Genomic DNA, 25,182 nt, shown 5'->3' on the forward strand with positions numbered 1-25,182 from the left:
CTGACGATCCCGGCCGCTACGCCAGGGTCCGGGCGACGTCGACGACGAAGCGGTACCGCACGTCCGAGGCGACCACCCGGTCGTAGGCGGCGTCGACCTCGTCGGCGCCGATCAGCTCGATCTCCGCCTCGACGCCGTGCTCGGCGCAGAACTCGAGCATCTCCCGGTGCTCGGGGATGCCGCCGACCATCGACCCGGTGAGCACGCGCTGCGGGGCGATGAGCGCGCCGGGGCGGACGCTGTACGGCTCCGTGGGCAGGCCCACGGAGCAGAGCACGCCGTTGACCCGCAGCAGGGACAGGTAGTCCTCGACGGGCAGGTCCGCGGAGACGGTGTTGATGATCAGGTCGAAGCGGCCCCGGTTGCGCTCGAACGTCTCCGGGTCCTTCGTGGCGAAGTAGTCGGTGGCCCCGAAGGCGAGCCCGTCCTCCTGCTTGGACAGGCTCTGGCTCAGGACGGTGACCTCCGCGCCCATGGCCGCGGCGATCTTCACCGCCACGTGGCCCAGCCCGCCCATGCCCACGACCGCGACCTTGCTCCCGGGCCCCGCGCCCCAGCGCTTGAGCGGGGCGTAGGTCGTGATCCCGGCGCACAGCAGCGGAGCCGCCTTGGCGGGGTCGAGGGCCTCGGGCACGTGCAGCACGAAGCGCTCGTCGACGACGATGCCCGCGCTGTAGCCGCCGCGCGTGGCGCTGCCGTCCGGCAGGGCGGTGTTGTAGGTCGCCACCACGCCCTCGGCGCAGAACTGCTCGAGGCCCTGGGTGCACTGCTCGCAGCGCCCGCAGGAGTCGACGAAGCAGCCCACGCCGACGGTGTCGCCGGCCGTGATGCCCGTGACCTGCTCCCCCACCGCGCGCACGCGGCCCACGATCTCGTGGCCGGGGGTGACGGGGTACCGGGCGCCGCCCCACTCGTCGCGCACGGTGTGGATGTCGGAGTGGCAGATCCCGGCGTAGTCGATCTCGATCTCGACGTCGTGGGCGCCCACCGGGCGGCGCTCGATCGTGGTGCGGCGGAAGCCGGAGTCGGCGGAGACGGCCTCGAGGGCGGGGAACGTGGTCATGGGGTGCTCCTTGTCGTGGGGACGGGTCGTGGGGTGCGGTGCGGGCTGCCGCGCGGGCGCCTACCAGGCGCGGGCCACCAGCTCGTAGGAGCGGGCGCGCACCTCGGGGTCGTGAGCATAGCTGTTGAGCATCAGCTCGTCGGCGCGGGTGATCTCGACGATCTGCTCCAGCTCGGCGACGACCCGGTCGGGGGTGCCGACCGCCGAGACGGCCAGGTGCTCCTGGACCATGCCCGCCTCCGCCGCGGTCAGCTCGACGCGGTCGGTGGGCGGCTGCAGCGGTCGCCGGTCGTTGCGGGCGATCCCGCGCACGAGCAGCTGGTGGGTGCTGAACTGCCGGCGGGCCTCCTCGTCGGTGTCCGCGGCCAGGACGTTCGCCGCGACGACCACGTACGGGCGCTCCACCGTGGCGGTCGGGGCGTTCGCGTCGAAGCGCTGCCGGTAGAGGGCGATCGCGTCCATGATCATGGCGGGGGCGAAGTGCGAGGCGAACGCGTAGGGCAGCCCGAGCCGGGCGGCGACCTCGGCGCCGCCCGTGGAGGAGCCGAGGATCCACAGGGGCACGTCCGTGCCCCGAGCCACGGGCGCCCGCACGACCTCCTGCTCCTGGCCGCCGAACAGCCGCACCAGCCGGCGGACGTCGGACTCGAAGGTGTCGTGGCCGGCGTGCCCGCGCCGCAGCTCGAGCGCGGTGCGCATGTCGGTGCCCGGGGCCCGGCCCAGGCCCAGCTCCACCCGGCCGGGGTAGAGGTTGGCGAGCGTGCCGAAGGCCTCGGCCACGGTCAGCGGGACGTGGTTGGGGAGCATGATCCCGCCCGAGCCCACCCGGATGCGCTCGGTGGCGGCCAGCGCCTGGCCGATCAGCACCGCCGTGGCGGAGGAGGCGAACGCCTCCGTGTTGTGGTGCTCGGCGTACCACAGGCGCCGGTAGCCGGACGCGTCGAGCCGGCGGGCGAGGTCCACGGCCTCCCGGAGGGCGTCCGCGGTGGTGCGCCCCTCGGACAGGGGCACGAGGTCGAGGGCGGACAGCGGGATGCGGGGCGTGGTGGGCACGGGCGGCTTCTTCCGTCGGGGTGGGGCACGAGGGGGTCCGGTGGCGGCAACACCCCGGGTCGGGGCGCTTATTCCGGGCCGTTGCCCTCCTCACATCCCGGCGACGGCCCGGGCCGGGGTGAGGCACGATGGGTCCATGACGACTTCACCGCCCCGTTCCACCCCGCCGTCCCCGGCCGAGCCCGCGCTGCCCGCGCCCGCCGCGGACTGGGCGCCGGCGTGCGTGGTCTTCGACTGCGACGGGATCCTGATGGACACGGAGGCCAACTGGGCCCGTGTCCAGCGCGCCGTGGCGCAGCGCCACGGGCTGGCGTTCACCGACGCGATGGAGCGCGCCATGATGGGCTGGTCCGCGGCGGACGTGGCCACGGCGATCGCGGACGCCGCCGGCGCCGACCGCGCCCTGGTCCACGCCGACGTGCTGCGCACCGAGGCGGAGACCCTGACCGGGCAGATCGTCCCGCTGCCGGGGGCGCTGGAGACCGTGCGGGAGTTCGCGCAGCGGCTGCCGGTGGCCGTGGCCAGCAACTCCACGCGCACGATCCTCGGGCTGAAGCTGGAGGAGGCGGGCTTCGCCCCGCACCTCAGCACGTGGGTGTCCTCGGAGGACGTGGCGCGCGGCAAGCCCGCCCCGGACATCTACGCCGAGGCCGTGCGGCGGCTGGGCTTCGCCCCGGCCGAGGCGCTGGCCGTGGAGGACTCCGCGGTGGGCGCGTCCTCGGCGGTGGCGGCGGGGCTGGTGGTCGTGGCGGTCCCCTCGGTCCCGGACGGCGACCCCGTGCCCGCCCACCACCGGGTGGCGTCGCTGACGGACCCGGCGTTCCGGGCGCTCGTGGACCGCTGGCTGGGCTGAGCGGGACGCCGCGCCGGCGCCCCGCCCGGTCGGCTCAGCGGTTCCAGATCCCGTAGGTCTGGGCCAGCTCGGAGACCTTGCGCGCCCGGGCCAGGCGGGGCAGGTAGCTGCCGTCGCCCACGACGTGCCCGGAGTCGTGCTGCGTGATGAGCTCGCGCGCCCAGGTGATCTCCTGCTCGCTGGGGGCGAGGTTGCGGTTGATCCCGTCCGTCTGCTCCGGGTCCAGGCACAGCTTGCCCGTCATGCCCATCGACTGGGTCACGGCGCACGCCTGCGCGAGCTCCTCCCCGGAGGCGCCCAGGGTCGGCCCGTCGATGGGGCCGGGCAGCTCGCCCACGCGGGAGGCGACCACGAGGCTCGAGCGCGCGAAGGCCAGGGCCATCGGGTCCGCGCTGACGCCGGTGTCCCGGCGGAAGTCGCCGACGCCGAAGGCCAGCCGGAACACCCCCGGCGCCCGCGCGATGTCGTTGGCGTTCATGATGCCCACGGCGGACTCGATCAGCGCCACCACCGGCGTGCCGGCGGGCGCCATCATGGCGGTCTTGGTGATGTGGTCGGGGTGCTCGGTCTTGGCGAGCATGATCCCGCGCAGGTGTCCCACCCGGCTCAGCTCGGCCAGGTCCTGCTCCCAGTACGGCGTGGTGATGTCGTTGATGCGCACCCAGGCGCTCGCACCGGCCTCCAGCGCCTCCACGACGTTGCGCCGGGCCTGGTCCTTGCCGTCGGCCGGGATCGCGTCCTCGATGTCGAAGACGACCGAGTCGGCCTCGGACGCGAGCGCCGCCGGGAAGGCGGACGGGTCGGCGGCGGAGGTGAGCAGCCACGAGCGGGACAGGCGGGCCGGCAGCGCGGCGGCGCGCTGGTTGCGGTAGGGGGCCACGGGAGGTCCTTTCCGGGACGAGGGGCGGAGGACGGAGGGCCCGGCGGTCCGCCTCCTGGTGCGCGGACCCGGACCGCACCGGCTGTCCAGTCTAGGCGGCGCGCCGCGGCCGGACGGCGCTCAGACGGCCAGGGGCGTGTGACGTCGGTCAACCCGCTCCTCGGGGCGCACGGGGCCCGGCGCCGTCCCCCCGCCGAAGGGCGAGCCGCCGAGGGCTTCCCGGCCGTGCGCGGAGACCCAGTTCCGCAGGTCGGGGCCCACCGGCACGATCTGGGACGGGTTGATGTCCTCGTGGACGATGTAGTAGTGCTCCTTGACCTGCTGGAAGTCCACGGTATCCCCGAAGCCGGGGGTCTGGAAGAGGTCCCGGGCGTAGCCCCACAGGTGCGGCATCTCGGCGAGCTTGTTCCGCGAGCACTTGAAGTGGGAGTGGTAGACCGGGTCGAAGCGCACGAGGGTGGTGAACAGCCGCACGTCGGCCTCGGTGATGTGCTCGCCCATGAGGTAGCGGCGGGTGGCGAGGCGCTCCTCGAGCCAGTCCAGCGCCGCCCACAGCCGCTCGTAGGCCTTCTCGTAGGCCTGCTGGGAGCCCGCGAAGCCGCACCGGTAGACGCCGTTGTTGACCTCGGTGTAGACGCGCCGCATGACCTGCCGCATCTCGTCCTCGTGCTCGGCCGGCCACAGGTCCGGGGCGCCCTCCCGGTGGAAGGCGGTCCACTCCTTGGCGAGGTCCTCCGTGAGCTGGGCGAAGTCGTTGGTCACCACCTTCCCGCTCGCGATCTCCACGACGGCGGGCACGGTGATGCCCCGCGGGTAGTCCGGGTAGCGGGCGAAGTACGCCTCCTGGAGCCGCTCGATGCCCAGGACGGGGTCCCGGCCGTCCGGGTCGAGGTCGAAGGTCCAGGACCGGGCGTCGTGCACCGGGCCGGGCAGGCCCACGGAGAGGGCGTCCTCCAGTCCCAGCAGGCGGCGCACGATCAGGGTGCGGTTGGCCCAGGGACAGGCCCGGGCGGCGACGAGCCGGTAGCGGCCGGCCTCGACCGGCCACGCCTCGGCGCCCTCGCCCACCGGGGCGCGCCCCGGGTCGCGGACGATCCGGTCCTCGATGTAGGTGGTGTCCCGGGTGAACTCCTCCCCCGGGTGCACGTAGGCGCCGGCGGTGCTGTGCTCGGACTGCTGGGTGCTGCGTGGGGACATGGTGGCTCCTCGGGGCTGCGCTGCCGGACGGCGGGTCACCGGCGGACCGGTGGCGGGAGCGGCCACGGGGTCGCTCCCGGTTTTGATGATATGTCCATGACCGAGCGGGCACCAGGCCGGGTCCCGTCGGAGGTGAGGTCTACAGTAGAGCCGTCCAGCACCCCACCACCACGGGACCCCGCCCATGAGCAGCCACGGCCACGAGCCCGAGTACGGGCAGCGCATCCCCCACCGGGACGTCCCGGTGCCCGTCCCGCCCCTCCGCACTCCCCCGGCCTCGCCGCGGGCGACCCGCCGGATGGCCCGGGGCCTCTCCTTCACGCTGATCATGCTGGGCGTCCTGCTGGGCGCCGGGCTCGCCGCGCAGGGCGTGGCCTGGGGCTGGGCCGTCGGCGCGCTGCTGGCCCTGCCCGGAGCCGCCGGGTTCGTCGCCGTCCAGGCCCAGCTGCACCCCGCCCTGCGGGACCCCGCGGCACCGCCGCTGCGGAGCCGCTCGAGGTGGTGGCTGATCCCCGCGGCCCTGCTGGCGCTGGGGCTGCTCCCGCTCGCGGGGGTCTTCGTGGTGGAGCCCGCGCTCGCGGGCACCGCGCGCGCCGGCCTGGTCGACGAGTACGTCAGCGTCCTGGTCGTCTCCGGCATGACCCTGGTGGTCTCGGCGGGCCTGGGCTTCGGCCTGGTCGCCATGGCGACGTTCACCCCTCCCGACGACGACGACTCCCCGCTGCGCCCCACCGGCTACGCCGAGCGCCTGCGGCGGGGCGACCCCCGGGAGCACTACGACTCGGACTGGATCCGGCGCGGCCGCGGGCCCCGGTACGGCCCCGACGGCGGCCCCGCCCCCGGAGGCCCGCCCCGCCCTTGACTTTGGTTGACATGTCAATATAAGCTGGGGGATCCCGCACCGTACGAGAGGATCCCCGCATGAACACCCCGGAGCCCGCCGAGGTCGACTGGCTGACCGACGAGGAGCAGCGCGCCTGGCGGAGCTTCCTGGCCCTGAGCCGGGGCATGCAGACCGCGATCGACCGCCAGCTGTCCCGGGACAGCGCGCTGTCCGGCTCGGAGTACGAGGTCCTCGTTCCGCTCTCCGAGAGCAGCACCGGCGTGCTCCGGTCCCGCGACCTCATGAACGCGCTCGGCTGGGAGCGCAGCCGGCTGTCCCACCTGCTCTCCCGGATGGCCCGCCGCGGCCTGCTCGAGCGCCTGCCCTGCGACAGCGACGCGCGGGGTCTCGACGTGCGGATCACCCCGGAGGGCCGCCGCGCCATCGAGGCCGCCGCCCCCGGCCACCTCGAGATGGTGCGCGCGGCGTTCGTCGACCACCTGACGCCGGAGGAGATGGACACCCTGCGCCGCGTCTCCGGCAAGGTCGTCCCCCGGCTCGAGGAGCTGGGGCTGTGCTGACGCCGGCCGTCTGACCCGGCAGGGCGTCGCCCGGGGAGACCGGCTGCGGCGCGGACAAGGGACAGGCCCTGCCGCATGGGGGGATCGGCAGGGCCTGTCGGGCGTCCCGATCGGGGGGAATGGGACGCCGGTCATCGGCAGGAACCATCCGGGCGCCGATGGGGGGATCGCGCCCGGGCCATCGCCGACGACAGATTCACTTTAGACCCAGTGATCTGCATGGGCAAGCCGATTTCGGGGTGTGCATCCGGAAAACGCACTGGTCGCCGCGGGGCGCGCCCGCGGACGGGGTCCCCGGGGTGCCGTGGCGCCCCGGCGGCCCGGCCCCGTGCTCCGCGACACGGTCTCGCCCGGGCGGGCTACGGGGCCGCGACGGGCCCGGAGCAGAGGTCGGCGACGAGGTCGAGGAAGCGGTGCAGCAGCGCGGACCGGTCCTCGCGCCGCCACGCCACGGCCAGCTCGAGCTCCGGGGCGTGCTCGATCTCGCGGTACACGACGCCGGCCAGCTGGGCGGCACGCGCGCCGGAGGGCAGCACGGCGACGCCGACGCCGGCGGCCACGAGGGACAGCAGCGCGGACGTCCCGCCCGCCACGCGGGCGATCCGGGGCTGGAACCCGGCCTGGCGGCAGAGGTCCGCGCCGGCCCGGTAGAGCGCCGAGTCCGGCGGGCAGGCGACGAAGTCCTGGTCCTGCAGCCGGTGCGCGGCCACGGGGCCCGCCTCGTCCAGCGCGCCGCCGGAGGGCGCCGCGACCACGAGCGGCTCGCGGGCCACGACCCGGTGCTCGAGGTCCGGGGAGGCCACCGGGGGGCGCAGCAGCGCGGCGTCCAGCGTGCGCCCGCGGAGCCCCTCCTCCATGGCGGGGCCGAGCATCTCCCCGTGCAGCGCCAGGGACATCCCCGGCAGCACCTGCGCGGCCCGCCGGACCAGGGTGGGCATCGTCCCGTAGGTGGCGGAGCCGCAGAAGCCGACCCGCAGCACCCCCGTGGTGCCCTGGCCCACCTGGTGGACGTCCGCCTCGAGGGCCTCGATCTCCCCGAGGATCCGGCGGCCCCGGTCGAGCAGGACCTGACCGGCGGCGGTGAGGTCCACCCGGCGGGTGGTGCGGTCCAGCAGGCGCACCCCGAGCTGCTCCTCGAGCTGGCGGATCTGCTGCGACAGCGGCGGCTGGGCCATGTGCAGCCGCTTGGCGGCCCGGCCGAAGTGCCGCTCCTCGGCCACGGCGATGAAGTAGTTGAGCTGCCGGAGCTCCATCGTGGACGGCCGTCCTTCCGCTCGTGGCGCGGGGATCGTCGTCGACCCCCGGGCTCCCGTTCTCCCGCAGACTACCCGGGGAGGACGCCGCGGTGACAGCACGGTGCGCCACGGCCCGGGCCGCCGGCCCGGGCCCGGACCCGTCCGTGACCGGGGCGGGCCGGGGTGGTGGAATGGGCGCATGCGCACCGACATCCCCGCCGACCGGCACGGCTCCTTCGCCCGGGCGGTCAAGTCCCTGGTCGTCCCCCGCCCCATCGCGTGGGTCAGCTCGCGGTCCGCGGCGGGCGTGGACAACCTCGCCCCGCACTCGTTCTTCACGGTCGCATCCAGCACGCCCACGATCGTCCAGTTCGTCTCGGTCGGGGAGAAGGACAGCCTCCGCAACATCCGGCAGACCGGGGAGTTCGTGGTGAACTTCGCGCCCGCCGGGCTGTTCGAGCAGATCAACGCCACGGGCACCGACTACCCCCCGGAGGTCAGCGAGTTCGACGCCGTGGGGCTCACCCGCGAGCCGTCGCTGACCGTGGGCGTGCCCCGGGTCGCGGAGTCCCCCGCGGCCATCGAGTGCCGGCTGCACGCGGAGCCGATGCCGATCGGCGACTCCTTCCTCGTCTTCGGCGCGGTCACGCACGTGGCCGTGGACGGGGCGGCCATGGACGGGCGGGGTCCGCTCGTCCAGGCCCTGCAGCCGATCGCCCGGCTCGGGCGGGACGAGTGGGGGGAGCTCGGCCGGATCCGCTCCGTCCGCCGGGTCCCCTACCGGGAGGCCGACCCGGAGGCGGACCTGCCCTGAGCGCCCGGCCTCAGAGCCGCACGCCCGTGCGCTCCAGCTGCCGACGGACCTCCCGGCGCTGGACCTTGCCGAGCATCGTGCGCGGGAGCTCGTCGACGGCCACGATCCGGCGGGGCACCTTGTAGCGGGTGACCTCGGCGTAGCAGTGCTCCCGCAGGGCCCCCTCGTCGAGCTCGCGGCCCGGGGCCAGGACCACGGCCGCGACGACCACCTCGGTGCCGCGCGGGTCGGCGAGGCCCACGACGGCGGCGTCCTCGACGTCCTCGTGCCGGCGCAGCGCGTTCTCCACCTCGGTGGGGGCCACGTTGAAGCCGCCGGTGATGACGACCTCCTTGAGCCGGTCGACCACCCGCAGGAAGCCGGCGTCGTCGACCGTGACGATGTCCCCGGTGCGCAGCCACCCGTCCGCGCCGAGCGTCCGGGCGGTCTCGTCGGGGCGCTTCCAGTACCCCTGGAAGACCTGCGGTCCCCGCACCCACAGCTCGCCCTCGTGGCCGCGGGGGACGTCCTCGAGGGTCTCCGGGTCGACGAGCCGGATGTCGGTGGAGGGGAAGGGGACGCCGATGGACCCGGCGCGGCGGGAGTCGTTGAGCGGGTTGCACGCCACGAGCGGGGAGCACTCGGTGAGCCCGTAGCCCTCGATCAGGATCCCGCCCGTGGCCCGCTCCCACCGCTCCACGAGCGGGACGGGCAGGCCCATGGCCCCGGAGACGGCCACGGAGATGCCCTGCAGGTCGGTGGGCCGCTCCTGCGCGGCGTCGAGCAGCTTCTCGTAGACCGGCGGCACGGCGGGCAGCACGGTGGGCCGCGAGCGCTTCATCGCCCCGAGGACGAGGTCGGTCCGCACGGTCGGGAACAGGACGAGCTTCGCGCCGAGGGACATCGCGAAGGTCACCCCCAGGGTCAGGCCGAAGGCGTGGAAGAGGGGCAGCACGCCGTGCACCACCTCGTCCTCGGTGGAGTCGAGCCAGTGCCGGCCCATGAGGGCGTTGGACTCGAGGTTGCGGTGGGTGAGCATCGCCCCCTTGGGCAGCCCGGTGGTGCCGGAGGTGTACTGCAGCAGGGCGAGGTCGTGGGCGGTGGGCCGCGGGTGGTCGACGGCGATCGGCGGCGCGGCCAGCAGCTCCCGCCACGGAACCGTGCCCGGGGCCGGCCCGGTGAGCTGGGCGCGGGAGGCCCGGGCCGCGGGCAGCGGCAGCCGCAGGGCGAGCCGCTGCGCCCGGGGCATGGCGGCGGTGATGTCCACGGCCACGACCGTGTCCACGGGCAGGTCGGCGCCGAGGGACCGGACGCGCCCGGCCGCACGGTCCCACACGATCGCCACGCGCGCGCCGTGGTCCTCGAACTGGTGGCGCAGCTCGTGCTCGGTGTAGAGGGGGTTGTGCTCCACGACGACGGCCCCCAGGCGCAGCACGGCGTAGAACGCCACGATGTGCTGCGGGCAGTTCGGCAGCACGATCGCCACCCGGTCCCCGCGCCGCACGCCGAGCCGGCGCAGGCCCTCGGCCGCCTGCTCCACCTGCCGCCCGAGATCGGCGTAGCTGGTCCGGGCGCCGAAGAACTCGAGTGCGGTCTTCCGGCCGTGCCGGGCCACCGACCGCTCGAGCATGTGCGCGAGCGAGGTCTCCGGCAGGTCCAGGTCCGCGGGGACCCCGGCGTCGTAGCTGGCGGTCCAGGGGCGGGCGCGCAGGAAGTCGCGGGTGGATTCGGCAGGCATGGCCCGTACCCTACTCGGCGGTCGGTGCGGACTCCCAGTCCCGGCGGCGTCCCCGCCCGTAGACTCCGATGACATGACTCCCTCCTCGACACCCGGCTCGCCCTCCGCCGACGACCCGATGCCCTGGTCGGACACCGGTCCGCACGACGCCGACGACGGCGCCACGCGCCCGCTGCCCCCGGTCAGCCGGTTCCCCGCGGCCGGCCCTCCCGGCCGCGGCGCCGCCCCGCAGGACGGGGCGGCGGGTGCCGGCTCCGGGGGCGAGGACGAGGACTGGGCGTGGTACGACGACGACGACACGCAGCACACCCGTCCGCTGCCGGCGGTGAGCGCCCAGCGCCCGGTGCCGGAGGACCCGCCGCGGGCGCCCGAGCCCGGTCCCCGCACCGATCCGACGCCCACGGTGGGCACCGGCGGGGCCGCGCGCCCGTTCCCCGGCGACCCCGCCGCGGAGCACCAGGCCCCCGGCTACCCGGTCTCCGGCTACCCGTCCCCCGGTGCCGGTCCGCTGCCGGCCGACCCCGCGACCCGCCACGCCCGGCAGCGGGAGCGGTTCGGCGGCCTGCAGCTGGTCCCCGGCTTCTTCGGCTGGCTCAGCGCCCTGGCCCTGACCTGGTTGCTGCTGGCGCCGGCGGGGCTGGCCGCGGCCGCCCTGGGCGTCCGGGTCGACAGCGGCATGGGCGGGGTCGTCGACGACCTGGCCGCCGGCTCCGCGGCGGCCTGGACCGGGGCGGCGGTGCTCGGCCTCGTCGAGTTCCTGGCCTTCCTCGCCGGCGGGTACGCCGCCGGCCGGATGGCCCGCTTCTCGGGCGCCCGCCAGGGGGTGTCCGTGTGGCTGTGGTCCCTGGTCGGGCGGTCCGTGGCGACCGTGGCCGGGCTGCTGTGGGCGGACACCGTGGGCCTGGCCCCGGTCGGCGTCTCGGCCCAGGCGCTCATCGGCGACCTGCTCGTCCCGGGCCTGCTCGCCGTGGCCGCCGTCCTGCTCGTCGACCTGCTGGGGGCGGTGCTCGGCGGGATGTGGGGCATCCGCTACCACCGCCGGGTCGACCGCTGGGGGGACACGGGAAGGTAACGTTTGCACCCGGAACCGTGTCGGTTTCGCTTCCCCCGGGGCGAGGGGGGACAATCGGAGCACCTCGGTGAGATCCGTCACCCCCACGCAGAAATCTGCGGACCGGCCCACCGAGCAGCACCCGGAGGAAACACCCATGCCGTCCACCCTTGTCGCCGTCGTCGATGACCACGAGGTCGTCCGGGAGGGCGTCCGTCTCGTCTCCATGACCTCCCAGGCGGACGTGAAGCTCGTCGGATCGGCCTCCAGCGTGCCGGACCTGCTCGACCAGCTGGGCCGGGACTCCGAGAACCCGGCCCTGACCGCGCAGGGCGCGAAGCGGATCGAGTGCGAGGTCGTGCTCCTGGACCTCTCCCTGAACGACCTGTCGCGCCCCGCCGCCAACGTGGAGCGGCTGCGGGCCGCGGGCATGAAGGTGCTGATCTTCAGCATCGGCGAGAACGCGGCCCTGATCCGCGAGGCGCTGCGGGCGGGCGCGCTGGGGCTCGTGCGCAAGTCGGACCCGCTCGAGCACGCCATCGAGGAGGCCCGCAACATCGCCGAGGGCAAGCCGGTGATCACCAAGGAGCTGGCCGCCGCGATCGACGGCGACGTCGAGTTCTCCCGGGCCAGCCTCTCCCCGCGCGAGCAGGAGACCCTGCGGCTCTACGCGTCCGGCTTCGCCCAGGTCCAGGTGGCCCGCCGGATGGGGATCAAGCAGAGCGCCGTGAAGACCAACATCGACCGGATCCGCGAGAAGTACGCGCGCGTCGGACGCCCGGCCCCCACGAAGATCGACCTGCGCATCCGGGCGATCGAGGACGGTCTCGTGGAGCCGACCGCGGACATCACCACGGCGGAGAAGCACCTGTGAGCCGCCCCCGGCTCCGCTGAGGACCGCCGTTCCGTGAGCCACGACGCGCCCCGGTCCCCGCTCGCCTACCGGAAGGTCCCGGCCCGGCGGCGCCGCACCAGCCTGCTGGTGCCCGCCTCGCCGCAGGAGCTGGGGATGAACTCCTACCGGCTCCTGCTGCTCGCCAACATCTGCCACGGCCTCGTGGCCGTCGCGCTGTTCCTGGAGTCCCTCACCGTCCTGGAGGACCAGCTGCGCTCCTTCGACCGGTGGCACCTGGTCTTCCTGGTCGCCCTGCTGCTCAACGCGTGCGTGCTGCTCCTGCAGTCGGCCGGGCAGCGGGTCCGCACGTGGCCGGTGCTCGTGGTGCCGGTGCTGGTGGCGCTCGCCGTCGTCACGCTGCCGCTGGCCTGGACGGGCGAGGCGCCGCCGCAGGACCCGTGGGTGGAGCCGTTCATCCTGCTCGCGGCGTGCGCCACCGTGGTCGTGTGGAGCCTCGAGCTGGCCGTGGCCTACCTGACGTCCGTGACGGTCCTCTACGTCCTCGTCATGATGCGGACCGCCGCGGCGCCCGACGTCATGGACGTGCTCTTCGACGCCACGAGCCGGATCGCCTTCGGCGTGGTGCTCGTGGTGCTGATCGGCTTCGTCCTCCGGGGCGGGAGGAACGCGGACCAGGTCTACGCGGACGCGATCGCCCAGGAGCTGCAGCTCACCCGCTCCCGCTCCCAGGCCGAGGAGCAGGAGCGGCTGGACCGCCTGATCCACGACAACGTCATGGCGGCCCTGCTCGACGCCGGGCGCGCCACGGGCCCGGTCCAGCGCCGCACCCGGGAGCTGGCCCAGCGCGCCCTCGACGTCCTGGCCTTCGAGGAGCGCCGCGCCCAGGGCAAGGACACCACGATGGTGCACACGCTGCTGGACGACCTGCTGGAGTCCCTGTCCCCGTGGCGCAACCGGGTGCGCTTCAACAGCATCACCCCCTACATCCGCCCGCCCGGCGAGCCGCGGCCCCTCATCCCCGTGGAGACGGCGCAGGCGCTGGTCCAGGCCATCACGGAGGCGGTCTCCAACAGCGCCCGGCACTCGGGCACCGAGGTCACGTTCGTGACCATGGACGGCGCGGCGTGCCCGCCCACCGCGATCAACCCCGAGGGCTTCTACCTGCGCTTCCAGGTGGTCGACCGGGGCCGGGGCTTCCAGCCGCGCAGCGTCGACTCCCGGCGGCTCGGGGTGCGCGTGTCCATCCTGGGCAGCGTGCGGCAGGTGGGCGGCGACGTGGAGGTCGACTCCGCCCCCGGCCGGGGCACCGCCGTGACGATCCTCTGGCCGCGGGACGCCCGCCCGTGATCTCCCGCGCGCTCTTCCATCCCCTGACCCTGGTGGCCGCCGCGGTCTTCTTCCTGATCCCCGTGGTGCTCGGCGTCCTGCAGACCCAGAGCATGGACAAGCCGGAGCTGATGCAGGCCGCGCTCGTGACCTACGTGATCGCCGTGGCCCTGGCCGTCTACCCGTACGGGCGGCGGCGGCTGCCGGACCTGCCCACCGCCCTGGCCGTGCTGCTCATGCTGGTCTCGATCCAGCGCTCCTACGACGCCCTGGACCCGCGGGCCGAGCTGTTCGGCGGGCAGTGGTTCACCCTGGGCTTCGACGGCTTCGTCGTGGTCCTGGGCATCCGCCGCCGCGGCGGCTGGGGGTGGGCCACGCTGGGGCTCGCCGTGGCCGTCTCCATGACGTGGGGCGCCCGCTCCGCGATCGGGCTGTGGGACGCCGCGCTGAGCAACGCGGCGACCGCGGCGCTGCTGCTCGCCAGCCAGCTGATCGCCCGCGAGTACGACCGGGCCTCCGTCGCCTTCGCGGAGGCCCGGGACATGGTGATCTCCGCCCGGTCCCACGACGAGGCCGAGCAGGACACCGTCAACGCCTCCGTGCTGCGGGTGCAGGAGGTGCGCCGGCTGGCGGGCGGGCTGCTCGAGCGCATCGCGCACGACCCGTCCCCGGTCTCCGACTACGAGATCGAGCAGTTCCGGCTCACGGAGGCGCAGCTGCGGGACTCCATCCGGGGCCGCTCCGTGGCGACCCCCTACCTGCTCGAGGTCACCCGGGCGGCGCGGGCGCGCGGGGTGCAGGTGGACATCCTGGACGAGCGGGGCAGACCCCTGCCCGCCGCCGTGCTGCGGTCCGCGACCCGCCAGTCCATGGAGGTGCTCAACGCCGCGACGTCCGGGTCGGTGACGATCCGGGCCTTCCCCGAGGGGGACCCCACCGCCGTGTTCATCGTCCACGACGGCAACGCGGGGGACGAGGAGCCCGTGGCCATCGAGATCGCCGACGTGACCGGGGAGGTCTCCCGCTTCTGAGCCCGACCGCCGCGGGCACCGTGCCGGCCCCACTGCACCGGCCCGCCGGCACCGGCGGACCGGCGCGGGCCGTCCACACCCGGGTGCCCGGCGGGCGGCCCCGGCGCGGCCGCTCCTACGGTGGGGGCATGGACACCGCTTCCGCCGGGCACGGCCCCGTCCCCGCCCGCACCCCCGAGCACCCGGCCCCCGCCGGTCCGGCCCGCGCCGCGGGCGTCCCGCACGGCGCCGGCTCCCGTCCCGACGACGTCTTCCGCGCCGTGCTCTGCGGGGACGGCCGGCGCCGCTGCCCCTGGGCGCCCACCGGACCGGCCGTCCTGGAGGAGCACGACCACCGCTGGGGCGCTCCTCCCGTGGACTCCCCCGGCTGGTTCGAGGCGCTGAGCCTGGAGATCTTCCAGGCGGGCCTGGCCCGGTGGAGCATCGCCCAGCGCCGGGACGGGCTGCGGCGGGCGTTCCGCGAGTTCGTCGCCGAGGACGTCGCGGGGCTGACGGAGGACGCCGTCGACGGGCTCCTGCTCGACCCGGCGGTCATCCGCAACCGCGTCAAGATCGAGGCCGTGGTGCACAACGCCCGGGCGTGCGCGGGCCTCGCGCCGGCGGACTGGGCGGAGCTGGCCGGCGACCCGCCGGAGGGCGCGCAGCCGCCCCGGACCGTGCTGGAACTGACCCGCCGGTCCCCGGAGGCCGACCGGCTCGCCGCCCGGCTCAAGGAGCTCGGCCTGGTCTTCGTGGGCCGCACGACCGCCCACGGGTTCCTGCTGCGCACCGGGGTGCTCCCCGGTCACCTCGCGCAGTGCTTCAGGAGCGGGCCTGGAACCGCAGGATCCGGGTGAGGGCCTCCTCGACCTGGGCGGGACCCGCGGCGAAGGACAGCCGGACGGTGCGGTGACCGCGGGCGGCGTCGAAGTCCAGCCCCGGCACGACCGCCACGGCCTCCGCCTCGAGCAGGCGGCGGCACCACTCCAGGGAGCTGCCGTGGCGCTCGAGCTGCTCGCCGAGGTCCGCGTAGAGGTAGAACGCCCCGTCCGCCGGCGCGCTCCCGCCCCAGCCGAGCCCCGGCAGGGCGTCCAGCAGCAGGCGCCGGGAGCGCGCGAACTGCTCCACCGCCCGGTCGGCCTCGGCGTAGGCCTCCTCCGAGAACGCCTCCACGGCGGCGTACTGGGCCGCCGCCGGCGGGCAGAGGCTGAGGTTGCCGGCGAGCGCGTCGACCGGGGCCACGAGCTCGCGGGGCAGCAGGGCCCAGCCCAGCCGCCACCCCGTCATCCCCCAGTACTTGGAGAAGGAGGAGATGACCACGGCCTCGGGGTCGTGCTCCCAGGCGCTGGTGCCGCGGTACGGCGCCCCGTTGCGCGGGCCGCTCCCCGCGGGGACCGTGTGCACGATGCCGTGGTAGATCTCGTCGCTGACGAGCCGCGTCCCGTGCTCGGCGCACCAGCGCGCCAGCGCCGCCAGCTCGGCGGGCTCGAGCACGGTGCCGGTCGGGTTCGCGGGACCCGCCACCACCAGGCCGTGCAGCGGGCCGTGCGCGTCCACCGCGGCGTCGAGCATCGCCGGCGTGGGGCGGTAGCGCGTCGCCGCGCCGCAGTCGAGCTCGACGACCTCCGCGCCCAGCGCGGCCAGGGTGTTGCGGTAGGCCGGGTAGCCGGGGCGGCAGACGGCGACCCGGTCCCCGACGTCGAAGGCCGCGAGGAAGGTCAGGACCAGCGCGCCGGAGGCGCCCGTGGTGACGGCGACCTGCTCCGGTGCGACGTCCAGGCCGTACCACCGGGCGTAGTGCCCGGCCACGGCGCGGCGCAGCGGCTCGATCCCGAGGGCGGGGGTGTAGCCGAGCCCCTCGTTGCGGGCGTGCACGCGAGCCGCCGCGCGGGCCACGGCCTCCGGGGCGCCGCCGGAGGGCTCACCGGCGCAGAGCGAGACGACGTCCCGGCCGGCGGAACGCAGCCGTTCCACGTCGGCGAGGATCTCCATCACCCGGAAGGGCGGGACCGCGGAGCGTGCGGACGGGCGGGGCGGCGGGTGCGGCAGCATGACCCCAGCCTACGGCCGCGGTCCGCGGCCGGACTCGGCGGTCCGCGGCCGTCCGTTACAGAGAGGGCCCGGCCGGAAGGGCCCGGACCGGGTGCCCCCGGCGGAACATACACCCGTCCGGGCGCGGCCGGCCCCGGTGCCCTTCGGCGGACGGAATTCCGTCCGGGCGGCCGTCCGCGGCCGGGGCGGGTGCACATCGGGGGACAGACTTTCGTCCAGGTCGGCGGCCATAATGGATGCAGTCCTGGACCCCGGGGGACCGCGCTGAGGCGGTCCGCGGGGGACGCGGACCAGGTCACCGGTGGCAGCACCGGGGACCGATCGGGCAGGTCGTCACCGCGGCCGGCGTCGCACGAGTGATCCGTCGTGAATGAGATGTGTGATTGTGTCTGGGGGGATTTCAATCACGGGTCCACGCGTGCTGCGGCGCCGCGCGGTCGGCGGCGACCACCCCGTTCCGCGTCCGCGGGACGCCGGGCACCCGCCCGGCGGGGAGAGCCGCGATGCGTGGAGGCGCGCTCGTCGACGACGCAGCACACGGCCCCGCACCGATCGGTGCGGGGCCGTTGCCGTGCCGGCCGGTCCGCGGCGCCGGCGGCCCGTGGCTCAGTCCAGCAGCAGCGCGGGCTCCTCGAGGATCCGGGCGACGTCCGCGGTGAAGCGGGCGGCGAGGTCCCCGTCGACCACCCGGTGGTCGAAGGAGCCGCCCAGCGTGGTGACCCAGCGGGGCACCACGGCGCCGTCCACCACCCAGGGCTTCTGCTTGATGCTGCCGAAGGCGACGATCGCGACCTCTCCCGGGTTGATGATCGGCGTGCCGGTGTCCAGGCCGAGGGCCCCGATGTTGGTGATGGTCAGGGTCCCGTTCTGCATGTCCGCCGGCTGGGTGCGCCCGGCCCGGGCGGTGCGGGAGAGCTCGTCGAGGGCCACGGCCAGCTCGCGCAGGGACAGGTCCTGGGCGTCCTTGATGTTCGGGACCATGAGCCCGCGCGGCGTCGCGGCGGCGATGCCCAGGTTCACGAACTGCTTGACGAGGATCTCCTCGTCCGTCCACGTGGCGTTGACCTGCGGATTGCGGGCCACGGCCCACACGACGGCCTTGGCCAGCACCAGCAGGGGCGTGACCTTGACCCCCTCGTAGTCCGGGGCGGCCTTGAGCCGCCGGACGAACTCCATGGTGCGCGTGGCGTCGAGCTCCACGAACACCGAGGCGTGCGGGGCGCTGAACGCGCTGCGCACCATGTTCTGCGCGGTGGCCTTGCGCACGCCCTTGACCGGGATCCGCTCGACCCGGTCCTCGGCGGCGGGCGGACGGCGCCGGCTCCCGGCCTCGCCGAGCCGGGCCACGTGGGCCAGGAGGTCCTGCTTGGTGATCTGCCCGGCGGCCCCGGTGGCGGGGACCTCGGCGAGGTCGACGCCCAGGTCGCGGGCGGCCTTGCGGACGGGCGGCTTCGCCAGCGCGGGACGGCGCGGCACGACGGCCGGACCCGCCGCGGCCGGGACCGAGCCCGCCGGGACCGGGCCCGTGGGGACCGCGCCGGCCGGGGCCGCGCCCGCGCCGTCGGGGCGGGCGGGCCGGCGCCAGACGCCGCTGTCCTCGGCGAGCCGGGCGGCGCGGTCGGCGATGCCCTGGGCGGCCGTGCCGATCCCGCCGCCGAGCCCGGTGCCCAGCGGGCCGCGGCCGAGCTTCTCGGCCCACCCCGCCGGCCGGGCCGGCTCGGGGGTCCGCGCGGCCGGCTCCGGGGCGACCCGGCGGCGCCGGCGCACGGGGTCGGCCTTGGGCCCGGAGCCCACGAGGGGACGGTCGCCGTCGGCGTCGGTCGCCGGCCGGGTCTCGGCGGGCACCCGGGTCTCCCCGAGGATCCCCGGTGTCCCCTCCGGGGCGGGGCCCGTGCCGGAGGCCTCTTCGGGGGAGCCCACGGCGATGATCGGGGTGCCGACCTCCACGGTGCGGCCCTCGGGCACCATCAGGTCCAGGACGGTGCCCGCGTACGGGGACGGCAGCTCCACCACGGACTTGGCGGTCTCGATCTCGACGAGCACCTGGTTGACCGTGACGGTCTCCCCCGGCGCCACGCGCCACGCGAGGATCTCCGCCTCGGTCAGGCCTTCGCCGACGTCGGGCAGGTTGAAGATCTGCGGCATGTCAGTACTTCCTCTCTCGCGCGGCCCCTCCGGGTCGGCGACGGCGCCGCCGGCCCGGAGGGGCCGGCGGCCGGGGTCGGCGGGTCAGTAGGCGAAGGAGCGGTCCAACGCCTCGAGGAGGCGGTCCAGGTCCGGCACGTACTGGTCCTCGACGGCCGCCACGGGGTACGGCAGGTGGAAGGCGCCCACACGCAGCACCGGGGCCTCGAGGGAGTAGAAGGCCCGCTCGGTGATGCGGGCGGCGATCTCCCCGCCGAGGCCGCCGAAGGTCGGGGCCTCGTGGGCGACGACCAGGCGGCCGGTCCGGCGCACGGAGTCCTCCACGGTGTCGAAGTCGATCGGCGACAGGGACCGCAGGTCAATGACCTCCACGCTGCGGCCGTCCTCCTCGGCCGCCCGGGCCGCGGCGAGCGCCACCGGCACGAGCGGGCCGTAGGCCACCACCGTGGCGTCCTCCCCCGGCCGGACCACCTGGGCGGTGAACGGGTCGGCGGCGGGGCGCTGCGTGTCGACCGCGCCCTTGAGCCAGTACCGGCGCTTGGGCTCGAAGACGATCACGGGGTCGTCGCAGGTGATCGCCTGCTGGGTCATCCAGTAGGCGTCCTGGGCGCTGGACGGCGTGATGATGCGCAGCCCGGCGGTGTGGGCGAAGAGGGCCTCCGGGGACTCGGAGTGGTGCTCCACCGAGCCGATGACCCCGCCGTAGGGGATCCGGATGGTGACGGGCACCGTGACGTCCCCGTTCGTGCGGTTGCGCATCTTCGCGAGCTGCGTGGTGATCTGGTTGAAGGCCGGGAAGGAGAAGCCGTCGAACTGGATCTCGCACACGGGACGGTACCCGCGCAGGGCGAGCCCCACGGCGGTGCCCACGATCCCGGCCTCCCCCAGCGGGGTGTCCATCACGCGGTGCCCGCCGAAGTCCTTCTTGAGCCCCTCGGTGACGCGGTAGACGCCGCCCAGGGAGCCGATGTCCTCGCCCATGAGCAGCACCCGGGGGTCCTCCTCCATGGCCCGGCGCAGGCCGGCGTTGACGGCCTTGGCGATCGTCAGGTCGGGAGCGGTGTTCATGCGAGGTCCTCCTCGGTGCCGGCGGAGCGCTCGTCGGGGGTCCCGGTGACGGGATCGGCGGCGACGGTCAGGCCCGAGGCCTGCGTGCCGCGGTCGGGCCCGGCGGTGCCGTCGCCGCCGGGGGCGTCGTCCTCGAACCCGGCCTGGTAGGCCGCGTACCAGGCGCGCTCCTCCTCGATCAGGGGGTGGCGCTCGGCGTAGGGCCTGTCGAAGAACTCCTCGAAGGAGGGCGGGGCCATGGACAGGACGTGGGCGCGGGTCTGGTCGGCGAACTCCTGCGCGGCGGCGGCGACCTCGGCGAAGAAGGCGTCGTCCGTGCCGTGGTGCCGGCGCAGGTGCGCCTCGAGGCGCAGCAGCGGGTCGAGCTCGGCCCAGCGGCGCTCGTCCTCCCGCTGGCGGTACTTCGTGGGGTCGTCGGCGGTGGTGTGGGCGCCCAGCCGGTAGGTCTCGGCCTCCACGAGCACGGGGCCGCGCCCGGCGCGGGCCTGCTCCATGGCGTACCGGGAGACGGCCAGGACGCCCAGGACGTCGTTGCCGTCCACCCGGATCCCCTCGAACCCGTAGCCGGCGGCCCGCTCGGCCAGCGGCAGCCGGGACTGGGTGGAGAACGGCACGGAGATGGCCCACTGGTTGTTCTGGACGAAGAAGACCACCGGGGCGTCGAAGGAGGCCGCGAACACCATGCCCTCGTGCACCTCGCCCTGGGTCGAGGTGCCGTCCCCGAAGTACGCGATGGTGGCGGCGGGCTCGACCTCGCGCCCCTCCTCCTCGGCGGCACGGCGGTCCAGGTTCATCCCCATGGCGTAGCCCACGGCGTGCGGCACCTGGGAGCCGAGCACGATCGAGTAGACGTTCATGCCGTGCTCTGAGGGCTTCCAGCCCCCGGCGGCGTGCCCCCGGAAGACCATGAGCAGCTCGGCGGGGTCCACGCCCCGCTCGATCGCCACCGCGTGCTCGCGGTAGGTGGGGAAGATGTGGTCGGTCGGGCGCAGGGCGCGGGCGGAGCCCACCTGGGCGGCCTCCTGCCCGCGCATCGGCGCCCAGAGCACCAGCTGGCCCTGCCGCTGCAGGTGGGTGGCCTCCTCGTCGAACCGGCGCGCGAGCGCCATCGACCGGTAGAGGTCCCGCAGCTGCTCGGCGCCGACGTCGGCGACGAACGGCGAGAAGACCGGGTCCTCGGCCAGGGCGCCGTCCCGGTCGAGGAGCCGCACCAGCCGGGTGCGGGGCTCCGGGATCGGCGCGCGGTGGGCCGGCGCGTGGGCGGCCGGGGAGAACGGGGCGGCATCCATGGTCAGGACGTCCTTTCGATGTGCTCGGGTCGGAGCGGAGCGCTCGTGCCCGGGGTTCAGAGCACGGGTGCGTGCGGGAACTGCGCGCAGAGCTCGAGGAACCGGGTGTTGGCCTCCGGCTCGCCGACGGTGACGCGGACGCCCTCGTCGCCGAAGCGGCGCACGGCCAGTGCGTGGGCGTCGCACAGCTCGGCGAAGCGCCCGCTGTGCTCGCCGAGGTTCAGCCACACGAAGTTCGCCTGCGTCTGCGGGTACGGCCAGCCCAGCGCGTCGAGCCCGGCCAGCACCCGCTCCCGCTCGTCGACGACCCGCTGGACGCGCTCGGCGACCTGGTCGTAGTGGCGCACGGAGGCGATGGCCGCGCGCTGGGCGAGGTCGGTCACGGAGAACGCGGGGGCGCTCTGGCGCAGGTACGGGGTGATGCCCTGGCCCGCCACGGAGTAGCCGATCCGCAGTCCGGCCAGCCCGTGGGCCTTGGAGAACGTCCGCAGCACGACGACGTTGGGGTGCCGCCGGTAGAGGTCGATGCCGTCGACGAGGTCGTCGCGGCGCTGGAACTCCTGGTAGGCCTCGTCGACGACCACGAGCACGTCGCGGGGCACCGCGGCGAGGAACTCCTCGACCTGGGCGGTGGTGAGGCTCGGGCCCGTCGGGTTGTTGGGCGTGCACAGCAGCACGACGCGGGTGCGGTCGGTGACGGCGGCGGCCATGGCCTCGAGGTCGTGCGAGCCGTCGCGGCGGTTCGGCACCGGGACGCTCAGCCCGCCCGAGAGCCCGATGCTGATGGGGTAGGCCTCGAAGGAGCGCCACGCGTGGACCACCTCGTCCGGGGCGCCGTCCTCGCCGGTGCCCACGAAGGCGCCCAGCAGCTGGTTGAGGGCGCCGAGGCTGCCGGCGCCGGTGACGACGTCCTCGGCGGGCACGCCGAGGAACTCCCCCAGCACCTCCCGCAGCTCCGCGGAGGTCGTCTCGGGGTAGCGGTGCACGGCGTCCCAGCCGGCGAGGACCTCCCGGACGGCCGGGACGGGCCCGAACGGGTTCTCGTTGGAGGACAGCTTGTAGGAGGGCAGCCCCTCCACCACGAGCGGCGGTCTGCCGGCCACGTAGCGGGGAAGCCGGGACAGAGCCGGGCGCGGACGGACCGCCGGGGTGGTGGCGGGGGCCGCGTCCTGCGCCGGGGCGTTCCCGGCCAGGGTGCGCGTGGCGTCGCTGGTACTCATGGGGGCCATGCTATCCCCGCTCCCCCGGGGTTCCCCGGTGGATGACGCCCTCCGGACGACCCGGTAACTTTTCCGCGCGAAAGCTACAACCGGGTCCCGCGAAAGTTGGCGGCCGGCGACAATCCGTCCGCCCGGGCCGGTCCGGGCGCCGTGGGAGAATGTGCCCATGCCCCACACCGATGCCATCCTGTCCTCCGGGCGCGCCTCGCTGGCCGCCGCCGTTCCGCCCGTCGCGCTGGGCCCGCTCGACGGCCGGTACCAGCCGGCCGTGGCCCCGCTCGTCGACCACCTCTCCGAGGCGGCCCTGAACCGCAACCGCGTGCACGTGGAGGTCGAGTGGTTCATCCACCTGGCCGAGCACGCGGTGCTGCCGGGCCTGGCGCCCCTCGGCGAGGAGCAGAAGTCCGGGCTGCGCCGGATCGTCACGGACTTCGACACCGACGCGGTGGCGGAGCTGGCGGAGATCGAGGCCGTGACGGTGCACGACGTGAAGGCCGTGGAGTACTACATCGGCCGCCGCCTGCCCGCCCTGGGCCTCGGGCACCTGGTGCCGCTCGTGCACTTCGGCTGCACCTCCGAGGACATCAACAACCTCGCCTGGGCCCTGGGCGTCAAGGACGCCACGACCGACGTGTGGCTGCCGGCCGCCCGGGCGCTCGTGGCCGACGTGGCGGGCCTCGCCGAGTCCGCCGCGGGCACGCCGATGCTCTCCCGCACCCACGGCCAGCCGGCCACGCCCACCACGCTGGGCAAGGAGATGGCGGTGGTCGCCCACCGCCTGGGCCGCCAGCTGACCCGGATCGAGCGCACCGAGTACCTCGGCAAGATCAACGGCGCCACGGGCACCTACGCGGCGCACTACGCCTCCGTCCCGGACGCGGACTGGACCGGGGTCTCCCGCGGCTTCGTGGAGGCCCTGGGCCTGACCTGGAACCCGCTGACCACCCAGATCGAGTCGCACGACTGGCAGGCGGAGCTCTACGCCGACGTCGCCCGGTTCAACCGGGTCCTGCACAACTTCTGCACGGACGTGTGGTCCTACATCTCGATCGGCTACTTCCAGCAGATCCCTGTGGAGGGGGCCACCGGCTCCTCGACCATGCCGCACAAGGTCAACCCCATCCGGTTCGAGAACGCCGAGGCGAACCTGGAGCTCTCCAACGCCCTGCTCGACGTCCTGGGCGCCACCCTGGTGACCTCGCGGTGGCAGCGCGACCTCACGGACTCCTCGTCCCAGCGCAACATCGGCGTGGCCTTCGGCCACTCCCTCCTCGCGGTCTCCAACGTGCGCAAGGGCCTGGCGCGCCTGGACGTCGCGGAGGACGTGCTGGCCGCCGACCTCGACCAGAACTGGGAGGTCCTGGCGGAGGCCGTCCAGATGGTCATGCGCGCCGAGGCGATCGCCGGGGTCGAGGGCATGGACAACCCCTACGAGCGGCTCAAGGACCTGACCCGCGGGCGGCGGGTGGACGCGGACCGGCTCCAGGAGTTCGTGGCGGGGCTGGGCCTGTCCCCGGAGGCCGCCCAGCGGCTCTCCGCGCTGACCCCGGCCACCTACACGGGGATCGCCACCGAGCTCGTGCGCTACCTCTGAGCCCCGGCCGGCGGCGCGGGGGCTCAGACGGAGGGCAGGTCGTGCAGGTTGTTGCAGGCGGTGTCCGCCGGGGCGGCCCACAGGCGCTTGCCGCAGCCCGCCGGGACCACGCGGACGCTGAGCCGGCCGGTGGTGCCGGGGACGGAGTAGTCGTGCACGCCGCTCTCGATGTCCCGGATGACCCGGGTCGTGGAGCGGGGGGACCACCCCTCCGCGGGATTGCACAGGGCGACGATGTTGCCGAGGGGGTCCGTGCGGACCCCGGTGACGGTTCGATGGTCGGTCATCGGAGGCACTCCTGGGTACGTGCCCGGGCCGGCGGCGCCGGTCCGGGGATCAGCCTGGTCACACTGTCGTGGTGCGGCGCGGACCCCGAGGCGGTTCGCGCACGTCGGCCCGGATCGGTCGTTTGCTTTCGACGACATCCGGTCGTTCACTTTTGACTCACGGCTCGTTCGCCGGGATCATCGGTGCTGACCCCTCTCTTCCGGCGGCGCCCGATCCGGCGCCGCGGGAGCGGAGGGAGGACGTCCCGCCCACGGTCTTCGGGGGAAGACCGGCAGGGCGCATCGGGGCACTCGGCTCATGACAGTGGGGGATCATGGCAATGGATGGGGCACACTCGATCACGCTGCGGCTGCTGGGCAACGTCGAGGTCGAACTCGACGGCTCGGTGCTGGCTCTCGGCCACCGGCAGCAGCGGCTGCTGGCGGCCCTGGCCGTCCTCGGCCCCAAGCCGCGCCGCTTCCTCGGCGAGCTGCTGTGGCCGGACCGCACGGCCGAGCGCGCCATGGGCAGCCTGCGCACCACCGTCTTCAACCTCTCCCGCCAGGTCCCCGGGGCCGTGGGCACCCGCGGCAGCACCATCGCCCTGGCGGACCCGGTCGTGGTGGACGTGCACGAGCTGCGCCGGTCGCTGCACGAGGCGGCCGCCGCGACCGAGCCGCCCGCCCAGGACCCGTGGTTCCTCGACCCGGCCGGCGCGCAGCTGCTGCCCGGCTGGTACGACGGCTGGGTGATGGCCGAGCAGGACCGGCTGCGGGCGCTCTACGTCACCGCCGTGGAGCACCTGGCGCGGCTGTCCCTCGAGCACGGGGACTTCTACCGGGCGCACCTGCTGGCCGCCAACGTCCGGGCCCTGGACCCCCTGCGCGAGAGCGCGGTCCGCGTCCTGATCGAGGCGGATCTGGGCCTCGGCAACAACGCCCCGGCCCTGCAGACCTTCCGCAGCTTCTGCAGCACGATGGCCGACGAGCTCGGCGCTCCGCCCTCCCCGCAGATCACCCAGCTGATGGGCTACATGCGCAGCGCCTGAGACCGTCCCGCCCCGGTGGGCACGGTGTCCCCGCGACCCG

General features: G+C 74.9%; 23 protein-coding genes. 11 read left to right on the plus strand and 12 right to left on the minus strand.

Annotation, left to right across the window (positions count from 1 at the left end; all coding sequences use genetic code 11):
* Window positions 1-16: 16 nt before the first annotated feature.
* A complete protein-coding gene (locus tag ACWCOM_RS01735) occupies window positions 17-1,063 on the minus strand; it encodes an NAD(P)-dependent alcohol dehydrogenase (protein ID WP_454547004.1) in 1,047 nt (348 codons plus the stop codon).
* Window positions 1,064-1,123: 60 nt separating this feature from the next.
* Window positions 1,124-2,116: an LLM class flavin-dependent oxidoreductase gene (locus ACWCOM_RS01740; protein ID WP_454547005.1), complete on the minus strand. Its 993-nt coding sequence runs from the start codon at window positions 2,114-2,116 to the stop codon at window positions 1,124-1,126.
* Window positions 2,117-2,252: 136 nt separating this feature from the next.
* Between ACWCOM_RS01740 and ACWCOM_RS01745 the strand changes: the two genes are divergently transcribed.
* Window positions 2,253-2,969, plus strand: coding sequence for an HAD family hydrolase (locus ACWCOM_RS01745; RefSeq protein ID WP_454547006.1), 717 nt, complete (start codon window positions 2,253-2,255; stop codon window positions 2,967-2,969).
* Between the two features lie 34 nt (window positions 2,970-3,003).
* On the opposite strand, the gene ACWCOM_RS01750 is transcribed toward ACWCOM_RS01745, so the two are convergent.
* Both ACWCOM_RS01750 and ACWCOM_RS01755 read right to left on the minus strand, forming a co-directional pair.
* Window positions 3,004-3,849, minus strand: a complete 846-nt coding sequence (locus ACWCOM_RS01750; protein ID WP_454547007.1) for an HpcH/HpaI aldolase/citrate lyase family protein — start codon at window positions 3,847-3,849, stop codon at window positions 3,004-3,006.
* A gap of 120 nt (window positions 3,850-3,969) precedes the next feature.
* A complete protein-coding gene (locus ACWCOM_RS01755) occupies window positions 3,970-5,046 on the minus strand; it encodes a glutathione S-transferase family protein (protein ID WP_454547008.1) in 1,077 nt (358 codons plus the stop codon).
* 184 nt (window positions 5,047-5,230) lie between these two features.
* Here ACWCOM_RS01755 and ACWCOM_RS01760 point away from each other — a divergent pair, with 184 nt between their 5' ends.
* Together ACWCOM_RS01760 and ACWCOM_RS01765 are read left to right on the plus strand one after the other, a co-directional pair.
* Window positions 5,231-5,908, plus strand: coding sequence for a hypothetical protein (locus ACWCOM_RS01760; protein ID WP_454547009.1), 678 nt, complete (start codon window positions 5,231-5,233; stop codon window positions 5,906-5,908).
* A 59-nt stretch (window positions 5,909-5,967) separates the two neighbouring features.
* Entirely contained in the window at window positions 5,968-6,450 is a 483-nt protein-coding gene (locus tag ACWCOM_RS01765; protein WP_454547010.1) for a MarR family winged helix-turn-helix transcriptional regulator, read from the plus strand.
* A 359-nt stretch (window positions 6,451-6,809) separates the two neighbouring features.
* Here the strand turns inward: ACWCOM_RS01765 and ACWCOM_RS01770 are convergent, their stop codons facing one another.
* A complete protein-coding gene (locus tag ACWCOM_RS01770; protein WP_454547011.1) occupies window positions 6,810-7,703 on the minus strand; it encodes a LysR substrate-binding domain-containing protein in 894 nt (297 codons plus the stop codon).
* A 181-nt stretch (window positions 7,704-7,884) separates the two neighbouring features.
* On the opposite strand from ACWCOM_RS01770, the gene ACWCOM_RS01775 reads away from it, so the two are divergent.
* A complete protein-coding gene (locus tag ACWCOM_RS01775; protein WP_454547012.1) occupies window positions 7,885-8,499 on the plus strand; it encodes a flavin reductase family protein in 615 nt (204 codons plus the stop codon).
* A gap of 10 nt (window positions 8,500-8,509) precedes the next feature.
* On the opposite strand, the gene ACWCOM_RS01780 is transcribed toward ACWCOM_RS01775, so the two are convergent.
* A complete protein-coding gene (locus tag ACWCOM_RS01780; RefSeq protein ID WP_454547013.1) occupies window positions 8,510-10,216 on the minus strand; it encodes a long-chain-fatty-acid--CoA ligase in 1,707 nt (568 codons plus the stop codon).
* Between the two features lie 73 nt (window positions 10,217-10,289).
* Between ACWCOM_RS01780 and ACWCOM_RS01785 the strand changes: the two genes are divergently transcribed.
* From ACWCOM_RS01785 to ACWCOM_RS01805, 5 genes are all read left to right on the plus strand, one after another.
* Window positions 10,290-11,288 carry a hypothetical protein gene (locus tag ACWCOM_RS01785; protein ID WP_454547014.1) on the plus strand — a complete coding sequence of 333 codons (999 nt, stop codon included), beginning with the start codon at window positions 10,290-10,292 and terminating at the stop codon, window positions 11,286-11,288.
* A 136-nt stretch (window positions 11,289-11,424) separates the two neighbouring features.
* Window positions 11,425-12,141, plus strand: coding sequence for a LuxR C-terminal-related transcriptional regulator (locus ACWCOM_RS01790; RefSeq protein ID WP_454547015.1), 717 nt, complete (start codon window positions 11,425-11,427; stop codon window positions 12,139-12,141).
* A 33-nt stretch (window positions 12,142-12,174) separates the two neighbouring features.
* Complete coding sequence (locus ACWCOM_RS01795; RefSeq protein WP_454547016.1) at window positions 12,175-13,470, plus strand: sensor histidine kinase; 1,296 nt, start codon at window positions 12,175-12,177, stop codon at window positions 13,468-13,470.
* Window positions 13,467-14,480 carry a hypothetical protein gene (locus ACWCOM_RS01800; protein ID WP_454547017.1) on the plus strand — a complete coding sequence of 338 codons (1,014 nt, stop codon included), beginning with the start codon at window positions 13,467-13,469 and terminating at the stop codon, window positions 14,478-14,480. The genes ACWCOM_RS01795 and ACWCOM_RS01800 overlap by 4 nt, the downstream gene beginning before the upstream one ends.
* A gap of 128 nt (window positions 14,481-14,608) precedes the next feature.
* The gene (locus ACWCOM_RS01805; protein ID WP_454547018.1) at window positions 14,609-15,316 is read left to right on the plus strand and encodes a DNA-3-methyladenine glycosylase I; all 708 of its coding nucleotides are present in this window, start codon (window positions 14,609-14,611) and stop codon (window positions 15,314-15,316) included.
* On the opposite strand, the gene ACWCOM_RS01810 is transcribed toward ACWCOM_RS01805, so the two are convergent.
* The 5 genes from ACWCOM_RS01810 to ACWCOM_RS01830 form a co-directional block, all read right to left on the minus strand.
* The gene (locus tag ACWCOM_RS01810) at window positions 15,282-16,511 is read right to left on the minus strand and encodes an aminotransferase class I/II-fold pyridoxal phosphate-dependent enzyme (RefSeq protein ID WP_454547019.1); all 1,230 of its coding nucleotides are present in this window, start codon (window positions 16,509-16,511) and stop codon (window positions 15,282-15,284) included. The genes ACWCOM_RS01805 and ACWCOM_RS01810 overlap by 35 nt on opposite strands.
* 606 nt (window positions 16,512-17,117) lie before the next feature.
* Entirely contained in the window at window positions 17,118-18,656 is a 1,539-nt protein-coding gene (locus ACWCOM_RS01815) for a 2-oxo acid dehydrogenase subunit E2 (protein WP_454547020.1), read from the minus strand.
* A gap of 84 nt (window positions 18,657-18,740) precedes the next feature.
* Window positions 18,741-19,724, minus strand: a complete 984-nt coding sequence (locus tag ACWCOM_RS01820; protein ID WP_454547021.1) for an alpha-ketoacid dehydrogenase subunit beta — start codon at window positions 19,722-19,724, stop codon at window positions 18,741-18,743.
* Window positions 19,721-21,013 (minus strand): thiamine pyrophosphate-dependent enzyme, encoded by a 1,293-nt coding sequence (locus ACWCOM_RS01825; RefSeq protein ID WP_454547022.1) that lies wholly within the window; start codon window positions 21,011-21,013, stop codon window positions 19,721-19,723. The genes ACWCOM_RS01820 and ACWCOM_RS01825 overlap by 4 nt, the downstream gene beginning before the upstream one ends.
* A gap of 56 nt (window positions 21,014-21,069) precedes the next feature.
* Window positions 21,070-22,233: a histidinol-phosphate transaminase gene (locus ACWCOM_RS01830; protein WP_454547023.1), complete on the minus strand. Its 1,164-nt coding sequence runs from the start codon at window positions 22,231-22,233 to the stop codon at window positions 21,070-21,072.
* Between the two features lie 166 nt (window positions 22,234-22,399).
* Here ACWCOM_RS01830 and purB point away from each other — a divergent pair, with 166 nt between their 5' ends.
* Window positions 22,400-23,827, plus strand: coding sequence for an adenylosuccinate lyase (gene purB, locus ACWCOM_RS01835; protein WP_454547024.1), 1,428 nt, complete (start codon window positions 22,400-22,402; stop codon window positions 23,825-23,827).
* A 23-nt stretch (window positions 23,828-23,850) separates the two neighbouring features.
* On the opposite strand, the gene ACWCOM_RS01840 is transcribed toward purB, so the two are convergent.
* The gene (locus ACWCOM_RS01840; protein ID WP_454547025.1) at window positions 23,851-24,114 is read right to left on the minus strand and encodes a DUF3892 domain-containing protein; all 264 of its coding nucleotides are present in this window, start codon (window positions 24,112-24,114) and stop codon (window positions 23,851-23,853) included.
* Between the two features lie 320 nt (window positions 24,115-24,434).
* Here ACWCOM_RS01840 and ACWCOM_RS01845 point away from each other — a divergent pair, with 320 nt between their 5' ends.
* Window positions 24,435-25,142, plus strand: a complete 708-nt coding sequence (locus ACWCOM_RS01845) for an AfsR/SARP family transcriptional regulator (RefSeq protein ID WP_454547026.1) — start codon at window positions 24,435-24,437, stop codon at window positions 25,140-25,142.
* Window positions 25,143-25,182: the final 40 nt, after the last annotated feature.

The sequence above is a fragment of the Kocuria sp. KH4 genome (assembly GCF_053711175.1).

Coding starts and splice junctions, on each gene's coding strand:
- ACWCOM_RS01735 (WP_454547004.1), bottom strand. CDS start 1,063: ATGACCACGTTCCCCGCCCTCGAGGCCGTCTCCGCCGACTCCGGCTTC.
- ACWCOM_RS01820 (WP_454547021.1), bottom strand. CDS start 19,724: ATGAACACCGCTCCCGACCTGACGATCGCCAAGGCCGTCAACGCCGGC.
- ACWCOM_RS01790 (WP_454547015.1), top strand. CDS start 11,425: ATGCCGTCCACCCTTGTCGCCGTCGTCGATGACCACGAGGTCGTCCGG.
- ACWCOM_RS01745 (WP_454547006.1), top strand. CDS start 2,253: ATGACGACTTCACCGCCCCGTTCCACCCCGCCGTCCCCGGCCGAGCCC.
- ACWCOM_RS01815 (WP_454547020.1), bottom strand. CDS start 18,656: ATGCCGCAGATCTTCAACCTGCCCGACGTCGGCGAAGGCCTGACCGAG.
- ACWCOM_RS01775 (WP_454547012.1), top strand. CDS start 7,885: ATGCGCACCGACATCCCCGCCGACCGGCACGGCTCCTTCGCCCGGGCG.
- ACWCOM_RS01845 (WP_454547026.1), top strand. CDS start 24,435: ATGGATGGGGCACACTCGATCACGCTGCGGCTGCTGGGCAACGTCGAG.
- purB (WP_454547024.1), top strand. CDS start 22,400: ATGCCCCACACCGATGCCATCCTGTCCTCCGGGCGCGCCTCGCTGGCC.
- ACWCOM_RS01830 (WP_454547023.1), bottom strand. CDS start 22,233: ATGAGTACCAGCGACGCCACGCGCACCCTGGCCGGGAACGCCCCGGCG.
- ACWCOM_RS01805 (WP_454547018.1), top strand. CDS start 14,609: ATGGACACCGCTTCCGCCGGGCACGGCCCCGTCCCCGCCCGCACCCCC.
- ACWCOM_RS01810 (WP_454547019.1), bottom strand. CDS start 16,511: ATGCTGCCGCACCCGCCGCCCCGCCCGTCCGCACGCTCCGCGGTCCCG.
- ACWCOM_RS01840 (WP_454547025.1), bottom strand. CDS start 24,114: ATGACCGACCATCGAACCGTCACCGGGGTCCGCACGGACCCCCTCGGC.
- ACWCOM_RS01785 (WP_454547014.1), top strand. CDS start 10,290: ATGACTCCCTCCTCGACACCCGGCTCGCCCTCCGCCGACGACCCGATG.
- ACWCOM_RS01780 (WP_454547013.1), bottom strand. CDS start 10,216: ATGCCTGCCGAATCCACCCGCGACTTCCTGCGCGCCCGCCCCTGGACC.
- ACWCOM_RS01825 (WP_454547022.1), bottom strand. CDS start 21,013: ATGGATGCCGCCCCGTTCTCCCCGGCCGCCCACGCGCCGGCCCACCGC.
- ACWCOM_RS01760 (WP_454547009.1), top strand. CDS start 5,231: ATGAGCAGCCACGGCCACGAGCCCGAGTACGGGCAGCGCATCCCCCAC.
- ACWCOM_RS01755 (WP_454547008.1), bottom strand. CDS start 5,046: ATGTCCCCACGCAGCACCCAGCAGTCCGAGCACAGCACCGCCGGCGCC.
- ACWCOM_RS01765 (WP_454547010.1), top strand. CDS start 5,968: ATGAACACCCCGGAGCCCGCCGAGGTCGACTGGCTGACCGACGAGGAG.
- ACWCOM_RS01770 (WP_454547011.1), bottom strand. CDS start 7,703: ATGGAGCTCCGGCAGCTCAACTACTTCATCGCCGTGGCCGAGGAGCGG.